General features: G+C 45.7%; 15 protein-coding genes and 1 tRNA gene. 3 read left to right on the forward strand and 13 right to left on the reverse strand.

Features of this window, described 5'->3' with window-relative positions; all coding sequences use genetic code 11:
* The first annotated feature begins 72 nt into the window (after window positions 1-72).
* The 3 genes from DWZ16_RS08510 to DWZ16_RS08525 all read left to right on the forward strand — a co-directional run bounded on the left by DWZ16_RS08510 (window position 73) and on the right by DWZ16_RS08525 (window position 1954).
* Complete coding sequence (locus tag DWZ16_RS08510) at window positions 73-921, forward strand: aminotransferase class IV (RefSeq protein ID WP_118522615.1); 849 nt, start codon at window positions 73-75, stop codon at window positions 919-921.
* Window positions 922-1401: 480 nt separating this feature from the next.
* Entirely contained in the window at window positions 1402-1692 is a 291-nt protein-coding gene (locus tag DWZ16_RS08520) for a hypothetical protein (RefSeq protein ID WP_118467054.1), read from the forward strand.
* Window positions 1676-1954, forward strand: a complete 279-nt coding sequence (locus DWZ16_RS08525; RefSeq protein WP_118467052.1) for a DUF4160 domain-containing protein — start codon at window positions 1676-1678, stop codon at window positions 1952-1954. Before DWZ16_RS08520 ends, DWZ16_RS08525 begins: the two co-directional genes overlap by 17 nt.
* Here the strand turns inward: DWZ16_RS08525 and DWZ16_RS08530 are convergent.
* The 13 genes from DWZ16_RS08530 to nifU form a co-directional block, all read right to left on the reverse strand.
* Window positions 1929-3311, reverse strand: coding sequence for an MATE family efflux transporter (locus DWZ16_RS08530; protein WP_118522616.1), 1383 nt, complete (start codon window positions 3309-3311; stop codon window positions 1929-1931). The genes DWZ16_RS08525 and DWZ16_RS08530 overlap by 26 nt on opposite strands.
* Before the next feature lie 250 nt (window positions 3312-3561).
* Window positions 3562-4353 (reverse strand): RraA family protein, encoded by a 792-nt coding sequence (locus tag DWZ16_RS08535; protein ID WP_118522617.1) that lies wholly within the window; start codon window positions 4351-4353, stop codon window positions 3562-3564.
* Between the two features lie 41 nt (window positions 4354-4394).
* Entirely contained in the window at window positions 4395-5225 is an 831-nt protein-coding gene (locus tag DWZ16_RS08540; RefSeq protein ID WP_118467046.1) for an RraA family protein, read from the reverse strand.
* Window positions 5226-5534: 309 nt separating this feature from the next.
* Window positions 5535-7037, reverse strand: coding sequence for a tripartite tricarboxylate transporter permease (locus DWZ16_RS08545; protein ID WP_118522618.1), 1503 nt, complete (start codon window positions 7035-7037; stop codon window positions 5535-5537).
* A gap of 11 nt (window positions 7038-7048) precedes the next feature.
* Window positions 7049-7264 (reverse strand): hypothetical protein, encoded by a 216-nt coding sequence (locus DWZ16_RS08550; protein WP_182427319.1) that lies wholly within the window; start codon window positions 7262-7264, stop codon window positions 7049-7051.
* A 17-nt stretch (window positions 7265-7281) separates the two neighbouring features.
* Window positions 7282-7497, reverse strand: coding sequence for a hypothetical protein (locus DWZ16_RS08555; protein ID WP_118481995.1), 216 nt, complete (start codon window positions 7495-7497; stop codon window positions 7282-7284).
* Between the two features lie 9 nt (window positions 7498-7506).
* Window positions 7507-8511 carry a Bug family tripartite tricarboxylate transporter substrate binding protein gene (locus DWZ16_RS08560; RefSeq protein WP_118467039.1) on the reverse strand — a complete coding sequence of 335 codons (1005 nt, stop codon included), beginning with the start codon at window positions 8509-8511 and terminating at the stop codon, window positions 7507-7509.
* Between the two features lie 340 nt (window positions 8512-8851).
* Window positions 8852-8941: transfer RNA gene (locus tag DWZ16_RS08565), tRNA-Ser, on the reverse strand.
* Window positions 8942-9034: 93 nt separating this feature from the next.
* On the reverse strand, window positions 9035-9793 hold the full coding sequence (locus tag DWZ16_RS08570) for an IclR family transcriptional regulator (RefSeq protein WP_118522619.1): 759 nt from the start codon (window positions 9791-9793) through the stop codon (window positions 9035-9037).
* Between the two features lie 300 nt (window positions 9794-10093).
* A complete protein-coding gene (locus DWZ16_RS08575) occupies window positions 10094-10969 on the reverse strand; it encodes an N-acetylmuramoyl-L-alanine amidase (protein ID WP_243021971.1) in 876 nt (291 codons plus the stop codon).
* On the reverse strand, window positions 10906-11313 hold the full coding sequence (locus DWZ16_RS16140; protein WP_243021972.1) for a hypothetical protein: 408 nt from the start codon (window positions 11311-11313) through the stop codon (window positions 10906-10908). The genes DWZ16_RS08575 and DWZ16_RS16140 overlap by 64 nt, the downstream gene beginning before the upstream one ends.
* Before the next feature lie 140 nt (window positions 11314-11453).
* Complete coding sequence (gene mnmA / locus DWZ16_RS08580) at window positions 11454-12533, reverse strand: tRNA 2-thiouridine(34) synthase MnmA (protein WP_107001265.1); 1080 nt, start codon at window positions 12531-12533, stop codon at window positions 11454-11456.
* Window positions 12533-12970 (reverse strand): Fe-S cluster assembly scaffold protein NifU, encoded by a 438-nt coding sequence (nifU, locus tag DWZ16_RS08585; RefSeq protein ID WP_022358753.1) that lies wholly within the window; start codon window positions 12968-12970, stop codon window positions 12533-12535. Before nifU ends, mnmA begins: the two co-directional genes overlap by 1 nt.
* Window positions 12971-13018: the final 48 nt, after the last annotated feature.

A 13018-nucleotide genomic window follows, 5' to 3' on the forward strand; every position in this document is an offset into this window, starting at 1 on the left:
ATAGGCGGATGTGGTATAATGTAAACACTTGACGAGGTATTTTCGAATCAACATAGAAAGGAAGTATATGCAATGAAATATGTCGGATATTACAATGGAGAAATCGGCCCCCTCGAGGAAATGAAAATCCCGATATTGGACCGCGCCGTTTATTTTGGAGATGGCTGCTACGATGCCACCACCTTTGCAAACAACAACATTTTTGCCGCAGACGACCACCTCGACCGTTTCTACAACAGCTGCAAGCTGCTGGAAATCCCGTTTGAAATGTCGCGCGAAGAACTGCGTGCCGAGCTGCAGAAATGCATCGATGCCAATGAGATTGACCACGGTATGCTGTACTGGCAGTGTTCCCGCGGAACTACCTATCGTGGACATCAGTTTCCACCTGCTACCGTAAAACCAAATCTGATGATTTTTACTGTTCCGTGCGACCTGATTCCATTTGATAAGACTTTCCGCCTGATCTCGATGGAGGACACCCGTTTCCTGCACTGCAACATCAAGACGCTGAACCTGATTCCAAGTGTCATCGCTTACCAGCGCTGCATCGAACAGGGCTGCCAGGAAACGGTCTTCCACCGCGGCGAACGCGTCACCGAATGCGCCCACAGCAATATCTTAATCATCAAGGACGGCGTTCTCTGCACCCCACCGAGAGATAATCTGATTCTTCCGGGCATCACGTTAAAACACCTGCTGATGTTAGCTGAGAAAAACGGCATCCCGACCAGCGAGGCACCATTTACCATGCAGGAACTGGCAGACGCCGACGAAATCATCGTCAGCAGCTCCGGTGGGCTCTGCATCCAGGCCGTTGAGCTTGATGGTAAACCAATCGGAGGAAAGGATCCGAAGACGCTGAAGACTTTGCAGGATGCTTATGCGGAGTTTTATGCGGAAGATACGAAGGTACGGTAAAAATCCATAAATTTGCCAATCAAGGGCTGTCACTCAAAACGTGGCAGCTCTTTTTTTATTCTTTTCATATTTTTCCCGCTGTCCGTCTGAAATCTTAGTGCCGCCTCATCTTAGATTACCGAAGTATCTTGCAATTTTTATTTTCATATGCTACTTTAACAGTAATAGAAATCGAACTGTAGAATGGAATCTATTCCCAGTCAGGTGTCCGGGAATACTGGATTATCGATCCTGCAAAGGAAAAAGTTGTGGTTTACTATTATGACCGTGATAGTGACCCTTGTCTTTACTCGTTTGATTCTGATATTCCGGTTGGGATCTATCCGGGTCTGAGCATCAAAATCAATGATTTGTTAAAGAATCACTAAAATCTGCAACATTTAAATTCTGTGAAGTTCAACCATATAGCTGAAAATTCACAAAATCAAACTCAACATAGAATCACTTGCAATATATAAAAATATAGGAGGCGTTTTTAAAATGTTATACCCTTTTATGACCTTAAATGACAATACAGAAATTGTCCATTCCGAAATACTGGAAAATTCAGGAAAAGAAGAAGTCGAAGTTCGAATCGAAAAACCAGTTCAGGGCGGCTTTTATTCCGCCACCTGCTGGCTTCCGGAATACCGCTGGGAAAACATTCAGGGATTCTCTCAGGAAGATATCCATTATTTTCAGGAGCTTCTGGAATCCGTCGCCCACATCATTTTGCAGCTGGCAAGAGAAGGTGGAATCGAAGGAGGTCTTGATCATGCCGCAGGTTTTTAAAATTGCTGGATATACGGTTTATTTCTGGGTCAATGAAAACAATCCGCTCGAACCAGTCCACGTTCATATTGCTAAGGGCGTTCCTTCTCCCAATGCTACCAAAATATGGATTACAAAGTCCGGAAAATGTCTTTTGTGCCACAATAATTCGAAAATTCCAGACAAACAACTCCGAATCATCATGCAGATCATCGAAGCCCGGAATAAATCGGTTATTGATTTGTGGTATTCAACTTTTAGAGAAATCCGCTTTTATTGCTAAATTCTTCCCCATCCTCCGGCATCCGCCGAAGGAACCTCACCACCATCGGAATGGTAATCGCCGCAGCTATCCCATCCGCAATCGTCTGTGACGTCTGAATTCCAAAAAGCCCAATCAGATAACTGAGAATCCACAAAACCGGAATAAAGACGAGACCGCTTCGAATCATGGACAAAAAAGTTGCTTTTCCACTCTGTCCGATGCTCTGGAACAGCATATTTCCACAGAGGGAAAATGGCATGAAAAACAGGGCAATACACTCGATACGCAGCGCGGTGATTCCGATGGAAATAACCGCCGGATCATCGCGGAACATTTTTACAATAGGAGCAGCAAATACTATTCCAAACAAAGCAGAAACACTCATAACAGCAAGGTTGCTTCGGATGCTGAACCAGAATGCTTCACGCACACGGCTGTATTTTTTCGCGCCGTAATTGAAGGCGCTGACAGGCTGAAAACCCTGACCGATGCCAAGTGCAATACAGAACAGGAACATGATGACCCGGGTCACAATGCTCATGGCAGCGATGGCGGCATCACCGTAAGGAGCCGAACACTGGTTTAAAATCATCACAGAAATACTGTTAAGTCCCTGACGCATCAGGCTTGGAAAACCGGTTGCGATAATGTTGGTCACATCGGAAAGTCTCCGGGTCATATAGCGGATATGAATCCGGCTCTGTACCTTTTTTCTAAAGAACGGGCTGATCAAGATTGCCATGCTGATGTACTGCGAAACAGCCGTAGAGATACCGGCACCGCGCACTCCCAGATTTAGTTCAAAAATCAGAAACATATCACCAAAAATATTGAGAATACCGCCGGATGCCAGCCCCAGCATGGCGAAAAAAGCTTTCCCTTCATAACGAAGAATGTTGTTCATCACACAGCTGGAAGCCATCGCCGGTGCGGAAATGAGAATCCATGTGCTGTACTCAAGCGCATAAGGCAAAATAGAATCTGTGCTTCCCAAAAGCCGCATAAATGGAACATGAAATAAAAGTCCTAATATTCCAATGCAACCTCCGGCTAAGAACGCTAAAAAGAAGCTGGTGGAAGCAAACACACGGGCACTCTCCACATCATGCGCCCCTAATTTCCGGCTGATATTGCTGCCCGCACCATGTCCAAACATGAATCCAAACGCATTGATTACTGCCATTAATGCAAATACCACTCCGGTCGCACCGCTGACACTCGTTCCAAGCTGGCTGACAAACAGAGTGTCTGCCATATTGTAAATGCTAGTTACCAGCATACTGATGGTGGTGGGAACCGCCAGCCGCAGTACCAGTTTCGGAACCGGCGTCTGCGTCATTTCTTCATATTGTTCCTGTGTGCTGTCTCGTTCCATACGTTTGTATCCTTTTCCTTTGCTGAAATCTATACGCTGAGATCTACGTTACCATAATGATAGTATTTTGTGAAAAATATGTTAAATACGTTCAATTTAAAATTTAAAAAATGTCCCCAAATAGTATGTAAATGCAACATTTCTTAAATGACGAAAAAACTATATAATACACTTAACATCTTTCCTAGCATGAGGAAGTCGTACTTTCTGTTAAGCGTACTATATAGTTTTCACGATTATTCAAACTTACTTATACATATCGTTTCCGGAACAATTTTTTGATTTCCGCAATCGGAGCATCTTTTTCAATCAACTCACGCATGATTTCCTCATCCGGGAGAATCTCCTGACACTTTTTCAGGACAAATTCTGCGTGCTGCGGCGGAACCGCACAGATACCGGAATCATCTGCGATAATCAAATCACCCGGATTAATTTGAATGCGGTTCAGGACAACCGGTCCATTGATCTCCATCGCTTCGATACGGCATTTTCCAGTCTTTGGTGTCACGCCACGGCACCAGGTAGGAACGCCATATTTTCGAATTTCACCCACATCGCGTACCGCGCCATCGATTACAACACCTTCCAGACCACGTGCTTTTGCAGATACGAAGGATTGTCCTCCCATGCTGCTCATATCGGTCATTCCACCGGCATCTCCGACCAGGACATCACCCGGCTCTGCCAGATAATTTACCTCTCTCGATGCCATTTTGATAAAATCATGGTCTATCAAACCCTGTGTAGTTGTTTTCTCAATCGGAATACTGCGAAGTGTCACTGCTGTTCCGACAATCATATGTCCCGGTTCAATCGGTTTTAAATAGCTTCCCGGAATCACTTTATTATATCCCAGTGCATCCAGAATATCGCTGACTGTACCGGTCAGATCGTCTTCCAGTGCCTTAAAACCATCTACGATTTCTTTTGGAACCCGTGGAAATTTGATTTTTTTGATATTTTCCTTATCAATGACTCCCCAGATTCTTCCAGCCGCTTTATATTCCTCATACTCCGCTTCTACCTTCGGATCCATCATAACTATTTCTCCTTTTCTTACTTCGCCCTACACGCTTCGATTTATTTGTAACGTGCTCTGAACAGTGGGCGAAGTTCGCTGATCGGTTTCTTCTCCTCGATTAACTGACGCATTCTTTCCTCAGATGCCGCAATCTTCTCTGCTTCCTCGATAACTGCCTCTGCCAGCTCTGCCGGTACAATGCAGACACCAGAATCATCTGCAACCATCAGATCGCCCGGCTCAACCAATTTGCCGCACAGGGTAATCGGTCCATTCATCTCTACGCACTCCATACGATACTTTCCGGTCACCTGGGTTGTACCGCAGCTGAATACCGGATATCCCATCTCACGGATGGAGCTTACATCACGGCAGCAGCCATTTACGATGTTTCCTGCAAATCCGCAGCTTTTACCAACAGTACAACTCTGTCCGCCCATGTTGGATACTTCCAGGTTTCCGCCGAAGTCAGATACCAGAACATCGCCCGGCTCGCCGATATAATAAATATCACGGGTAGACATTGCAATGAAATCATGGTCATGTGCGCCCTGTGTCGGAGTCTTACGAACCGGAATATTTCGAATCGTAACAGCCGGTCCCACAATCTTGGAACCCGGGATGACCGGTTTTAAATAGGAAGTTGGGATAGCTCCGTCGATTCCATATCCATCCAGAATATCCGAAACGGTTGTGGACATATCTTCCAGTGCATAATAACGATCGATAATCTCTTTCTTAACACGCGGGAATTTAATCTTGGTAATTCTCTCTCTTGGAACCAGTCCCCAGATTCTTCCAGCTTTCTCATATTCTGCATAATCTGCATCTCTCTGCTCGCGAAGTTTTGCTACATCCTCATTGTAAGATTTTACCTGATCTAAATCCATTTTTGTTCTCCCTTCACTGGTTTTACCAGATTTATTTTTGTTTCGGTTATCTGTTCGCCATTAGAAAACCTTGTTCTCAATTTGTAATTAAACAATACTACACCAATCTTTTATTGTCAATCCATTTTTTCTATTTCGACACGTTTTGTCGTCATGCACAAATAATTTTTCACTTTTTGTACATTTTGTTTTCTATCTATGCTTTATTATTTCTTATTAAGAAACTATGTGTCATTGGACTTCTTTTTGTTTCTTGCAAAAAAATGCTGTCATGCAGCTTTCCCGCACAACAGCATTTTTTCTATCTCTTTATTTCGTTTCTTTTTTCTTCTCCGCTTTCCATTCTGTATAAAATGGATATGCAACGGAAATAACCATAAATATCATCAATACGACACAAATCGGTCTCGTAAACAAGGAACCTAAAACCAGTGATAATGAATTCTGATTTAGGGTCAATGCCTGAGAAAGTCCTTCTTCCGCAATCGGTCCTAAAATCAGTCCCAGTACAATCGGAACAACATTATACTGATATGCCCTCATAAAGAAGCCTGCTACGCCGAATACCAGCATTACGAAGACGTCGCCCACGTTTCCGCGGATTGCGTAGGATCCCATAATACTCAGCATCAAAACACAGACTGAAAGTATATTTTTCGGGGTCAATGTAACCAGCGCAAAATGTTTTGCACCAAACAGGCCAATCAGCATCATAATCACATTAGCAATAAAAAGTGCCGCAATAAATGGATATGTAATGCTTTTCTGGGTTGTAAAGAGCCCGTATCCTAGAATCAGTCCATGAACTGTCAGCGCACCCAACAGAATTGCCGTTGTCGCATTGCCCGGTACGCCCAGCGTCAGAGTTGGAATCAGGGTTCCGCCTGTTACCGCATTATTTGCAGATTCACAGCACGCCACGCCCTCTCTTGCTCCATTTCCGAAGTTTTCCTCCTTGGTAAACATTTTACCAACATTGTGTGCAACATAGGAAGCCACATCTCCGCCTGTACCCGGAATAATTCCGATAATAATTCCCAGAACTGCCGAACGGATATATGTAACCGGATACCGGACTAAATCAAGCAGCCGTACCCGCGCTGATTTGAACTGTGCAATCGATGATTTGTCCGCGATTTCAATCGGATTCTTCAGATTTCCCAGAACCTGAGAAACCGAAAACAGACCGATAACTGCTGGAATCATATTGATTCCACCCATTAAAAACGTCTGTCCAAAGGTAAAACGTGCCCGCCCCAGAACCGGATCCATGCCAATGCAAGCAACCAGAAGTCCCGCGCAGCCCATCATAAGACCCTTCAGAACATTTTTTACGGATAAAGATGCAATAATCGTAAGCCCGAACACCGCCATCATAAAGCGTTCCTGTGGACCAAACTCAAACGCAAATTTTGCCAGAGGCGGCGCTAGGAAAATAAGTGCAATCAGACTGATACAGCCGCCCCAGAAAGAGGCAACCGCTGCCTCTGTCAGTGCTTCGTGTGCCCGGCCAGACTGTGTCATCGGATAACCATCCATCGCTGTCGCAGCGGCCGCCGAGGTTCCCGGCGTATTGATAAGAATCGCCGAGATCGAGCCTCCAAACATAGAACCGCAGTACAGTGCGCCCAGAAAAACCAGACCTGCTGTCGGCTCTAATGTGTATGTAACCGGTATCAGCACCGCAATACCCATGGTCGGAGTAAAGCCTGGAAGTGCACCGATTACGATTCCAATTACCGTTCCCAAAAGTGCCAGCAGCAAATTGATCCCGGTAAATGCCATTCCAAAATATGTAAGAATATCTGCCATCTTCCGTCCTCCTATATCAATATGCCCTTCGGGAAGGTAATACCAAGTGCTGTAAACAGTGCGTACATTCCTACTGCAAAAATAACTGTTACAATCAAATCACGCACCACTGTTTTCGACGAAAGCGCCAGTTCAAATATCAGCCCCGTTGCCGCCATCACAATCACAGAGGAAGTTAAAAAGCCCAGAATACGGATGCATACAACCCAGATAATTAAAAGCGCCAATGCAATCCCCAGACGTTTTACTGTGCGCCGGTGAACGGAAATAATTTCTCATCTTTTTCCGATTTCCATTTCATTCCTGATACCAGCGTTGACAAAAGGGAGAGGGCAATGCCAAGTTTCGCAATGATCCCCGGCCAATACGATGCATTTTCTCCCATCTGTACATCCAGATAAAGAAAGAAAAGGAAAAAAAGTGTCCAAAAAATACCAGAAACACAATTTTTTCGATTCATCGCGTCCTCCTATTTCTTAAAGCCAAGTTCTTCCAGAACCGGAATGATCGCTTCTTTTGACTGGCTGATCTCAGCCGCAAATGTTTCCGAATCTGCATAAGACAAGGTCAGGGACTGCTTTTTTGCTTCTGCAATTACCTCCGGATCCTCTAATACTTTCTTAACTGCCGCATCAAACGTCTCTACAATTTCCGGTGCTACATCCTTGCTGAAATAGAAGCCTGAATATGTATCTGTGCAATATCCTTTATATCCCAGTTCTTCTAAGGTTGGTATGTCGGCATATTCCGGATTATTGGATTTACTTCCAAGGTTGATAACCGGGCGCACATCGTCTCTTCCTAAAAGTTCGCTCTCATTTCCTGAATAAGAATCTACATGACCGCCCATAACAGCTGTGTAATTGTCAGCCGAACCGCCTGCAGACGGTACGCTCGTTGCATCTAACCCCTCGCCATGAAGAAAAACGCTAAATGCAAGCTGGGCAATTCCTCCGTTACCTGCATTTGCATACGAAAACTTGCCCGGATTTTCTTTGATAAAGTCAATCAGCTGCTCTGCATTTTCATACGGCGAATCGTTCTTTACAATTAAGTACATCGGAGCGCTGAACACTTCCGAAACCGGCTGTAAATCTTCCACCGTATATTCAGTCTCTCCCGCTGCTGGTTTGTAAAGAGTAGGTGTCGGCAGTGAAAACAGAACATTGTATCCATCTGCCTCCCGGCTTAAGAAATCAGTTGTTCCGATAACACCAGAAGCGCCACCATTATTTACTACTGCCATGGAAACTCCCAGTTCTTTCTCCAGATACGGAAGAATAAATCGGCACTGTGTATCGGTCGTACTGCCCGCGTTAAACGGTACAATTACCTGAATCGTTTTATTCGGATATCCATCTGCCTGCTGCGTGTTTCCCTCTCCTGCCGCTGCTGATTCTCCACTCTGTCCGCTGCAAGCGGTCAGGGATGCTACCATCAAAACTGCAGCTGCCGCGCAAATTACCTTTTTCATCTTACATTCTCCTTTGACCCTAAAACTTCACTAATCTGCTTGCTCCTTTACAAATTGATTTACATGAATCGTTTGGCGAACGTTCTCTAATAAAAAACCTTGTTTTCTATATAAGAAACACTATCACTAATGACGAAAAAAGTCAATACGAAAAATATATTTTTGAGTATTTTTATTCAATTTGTTTCTTATTTGAGTACATTATTGTATACTGTTTCCTATATGCTTCTATATTTTCTTTTTCTCTTTTTTTGTTTCTTTATTTCCACTATCTATTTCATAAGAGACGATTTCCTATAGAAGAACAAAAATCCCTCGAGTCTGTTCAGGGGATAGAAAGCGGAGACGGAGGGATTCGAACCCTCGTGCCGGGATGAACCGACAAACGCATTTCGAGTGCGCCGCGTTACGGCCGCTTCGCTACGTCTCCAATTATACAGGTGCTTCTACTCGAAACACCTGTACTATTATACCCGATTTTTCCCTGTTTGTCATCTACTATTTTTGTTTTTATTCAGTATTTTTATTCAGAAATGCTTTCTCCCTGCGTCATCTGCTCCGACATTTCCTTCGCAATTTCCCGGATCAGGAAGATATAACGTTCCATCTTGACTGCATCCACCCGCATTTTAGGCGCGCCGATCGAAACCGCCGCCCAGATATTTCCAGATTCATCATAAATCGGTGCGCCGATTCCGATTGTTTCTGAATTCAGTTCTCCATCACTGATCGCATATCCCTGCTCACGTATTTTCGCGTATTCGTTCAAAAGTCCCTCTGGGGACAAGATTGTATTTTCTGTAAACGCTTTCATCGGTTCTTCCATCAAACGTTTGTGAATCACACTTTCTTCCTGATAAGCGCCCAGAATCTTGCCGGTTGCTCCTGCATATAAGGGACGTTCCTGTCCAACATTTCCCATAACACGAACAAGCTGCTGACTTTCTTCCCGGTAGATCAGAATTGCCTTTCCATTGATCAGCATACTGAATGAAGCATTTTCCCCTGTCATATCCCGGAGACGAACCAGATATGGTTTCACCATCTTTGATAAACCAATCTTGTCTTCATATGTACGTCCCAACACATAAACCGCCGGTCCCAATGTATATTTATGTTCCGGTGTCTGCGCTGCCAGTCCTGTTTTTACCAGTGATGCAAGCAATTTAAAGGTCCCACTCTTACTACAGCTGATCTGCTCGCCAAGCTCCGTCACACTATGTACATAAGGTGCCCGTCCCAATAATTTTAATAAAGTTGCCGTTTTTTCCGATGAATTCATAGGCTCCTCTCCCTTCGCTTCACAACCATTATACCTTTTTCCCTTCTAAAATCCGTCGAATAGTTGTCATTTCTTTCTATACTACGAAAAACCAGTCTCTTTGTCAACCTTTTAGAAACTCCAATTCCTATTTTAGAACACTTTTTTATTTTTATTCAAAATGTTTCCCTTATTCTTTTTAATTTCTTTCTGTGACCAAAAAAATACCAGTCACCTGAAATATGCATCTTCATTCCAAAGAAACATTTCTCAAATAACTGGTATTTTTGATTTTATCTCTATTCTACCTGTTGAACGATTTTACTGATAATACGCATCAATTCCGTTCGCAATTCCCCCGGCAATCAATTCCTGATAATCATCCTGTGCCATCTTCTGGTCTTCTTCCGGGTTGCTCATAAAGCCCATCTCGACAATGGAAACCGGAATCTTACACCAGTTGATGCCGCTCATGCTGTCTGTCTCCTGCACACCGCGGTTCTTGAAGCCGGTTGCCGCGCAGACAGAGTCCGTGATCTTCTTGGAAAGAGAATAGCTTGCCGCGTGAAGCCCGCCGTTGTACGGGTTGGTCGCCGTCTGGCACATGGAGAGTGTTCCGTTGACTGTCGTGTTATCCAGCGAATTGCCATGAATCCGGACAAAAATGGAGGCGCCGCTCTTGTTGGCGATCTCCGCTCTCTCCGCATTGCTTAAGTTGACATCGTTGGACTCCCGGATCATGACGACCTGATAGCCTCTCTCTTCCAGAATCCGTTTTAACTTCTTCGAAACTGATAAAGTCAGCTCATATTCCGGCAGCTTCGTCGATACACCTTCGGTGCCGGAAGCCACCTTCGCCTTCATGGTCGAGGAGCCCGGTCCAACTGGTTCTTTGTCCGGATTGCCCTTTGCCTGATGTCCCGCGTCGATCGCTACGATACGTCCGTTGGACACCGGTGCACCCTGTGCATCCGCTTCTGCCCCCTGCGCTGTGACCGTCGCTTCCTCACTGCCCGGCTCGGTCGTCGTCAGGTATTCGGAACGGATAAAACAGCTCTTGTCCTTATAAAGCACCTCGCTCCAGCCGTCTCCGATACCGACGCGCTGCACGCTGTCGCCCTGATTCAGCTGTGTCACAATCTCATACTCCGTTCCACAGCCCGAACGCACGTTGAGCAGGTTCTCAGTCGCATACACTGTCTCATCGACACTCCGGAAGCCGCTCGCCGTCGTTTTGTCACTCTCCAGCTCGCTCTGGTCCGCAACCGCCGCTGCATCCGCCTCCTGATGCCCTGTGCATCTTCCAGCTCCAGACTTCGCTTTGCCGCATTCGGCACCTGTTTCTTCGCTGTCTGTTCCGCCGGTTCTGTCTCAGCAGCCGCCATCTGCACCTGCTTCTGTGCCTGATTCGGAAGGGTAAATCCAGCATGGCTTACGCCAATGGAACCCGCCGTGACCACAATCGCGGTCACCGCCGCCCAGAAACGTTTCCGGTAATCCGGTGTGCCTGGCTTTCTTTTTCTGCTTTCTCCTCTTGCCATTTATAAAAAACTCCAATCTTACAGAAGATTCTAACCTCTCCATGATCCGCGCATTCACTGTTTCCAATCAATCGGATCGCAGCACAACTTTGATGCCGACAGAGATTTCTGCCCAATTAAAATCTTCTTTCATTTCTAAATTATTCGATCGTACCGCCGCCTACGACATATTCGCCGTCATAAAAAACGACTGCCTGTCCCGGCGTCGCCGCTCTCTGCGGCTCATCAAATACGCATTCCACCCGATCTTCGCCAATCTTGCGGATCGTACAGAGCGCCCCTTTGTGGCTGTAACGAATCTTCGCACTGACGCGCATCTCCTGATCGCCCAGATCCTCAATCGCCATCCAGTTGAGATTCCGGCAGGTCAGGCGGTTAGAAAAGACATCCTCATTTTCCCCGATCACAACCTCGTTCGTCTCCGGACGTATCTCCGTCACGAACACCGGATGACCGAGTGCCAGATTTAAGCCCTTTCTCTGTCCCACCGTATAATGGGTAATTCCTTTATGACGACCTAAAATATTGCCGTACTTATCTACAAAATTGCCTTCGTCAATCCGGCAATCACTATTTTCCTCGATAAATTTTGCATAATCGTTGTCCGGCACGAAACAGATCTCCTGGCTGTCCGGCTTGTGTGCCACCGGAAGTCCAATCTCCTCCGCCATCTCACGAATCTTGTCTTTCGTATATTCGCCGACCGGCATCAAAGTGTGTGCAAGCTGATGCTGGGTCAGGTTATAAAGCGCGTAGGTCTGATCTTTCGCCGCCGTCGCAGACTTGCAGATCGCATAGCGGCCATTCGGCAACTTTCTCACGCGCGCATAATGTCCCGTTGCAATATAATCAGCCCCAATTTCCAGACTTCTCTGCAAAAGGGACTCCCATTTTACATATCGGTTACAGGCAATACATGGATTCGGCGTGTGTCCGTCCAGATATTCCTGTACAAAGTAATCCATGACATTTTCTTTGAACTCTTTTTTGAAGTTCATCACGTAATACGGGATCTCAAGCCGTTCCGCAACCCGTCTGGCATCATCGACAGCGCTCAGACCACAGCAGCCGCCGTGCTCTTCCTGCTCTACATTCGTCTCATCCTGCCAGATCTGCATTGTGACGCCGATCACATCGTATCCTTGTTCTTTTAAAAGCCAGGCAGCCACGGAGGAGTCAACTCCTCCTGACATGCCGACTACTACTTTTTTCTTTTTCATCAATACTCTTCTTCGACGTCTTCCTCGCCGATATCCGTCTTCGGTTTTACGAGTCCTTTGATCTCAATGCCATTCTTCTGAGCATAATCCCAGAGAGCAGCGTGAATTGCCTCCTCTGCGAGCAGAGAACAGTGTACCTTAACTGGCGGAAGTCCGTCCAGTGCCTCCATAACGGCTTTGTTGGTAACTTCCATCGCTTCCTGGATGGTTTTTCCTTTTACCATCTCGGTCGCCATGCTGCTGGTCGCAACGGCTGCACCGCAGCCAAATGTTTTAAATTTTACATCCTGGATGATCTGGTTGTCATCGATATCCAGGTAAATACGCATAATATCGCCGCATTTTGCGTTGCCGACGGTACCCATACCGCTGGCATTTTCAATCTCGCCTACATTTCTCGGATGCTGGAAATGATCCATTACTTTCTCTGAATACATCGGGTGTTTCCTCTCTATATCTTCATTCACTGTGTACGTGTACAGTAA

Origin of the sequence: Clostridium sp. AF29-8BH, from assembly GCF_003478145.1 — a bacterium.
GTDB lineage: Bacteria > Bacillota > Clostridia > Lachnospirales > Lachnospiraceae > Otoolea > Otoolea fessa.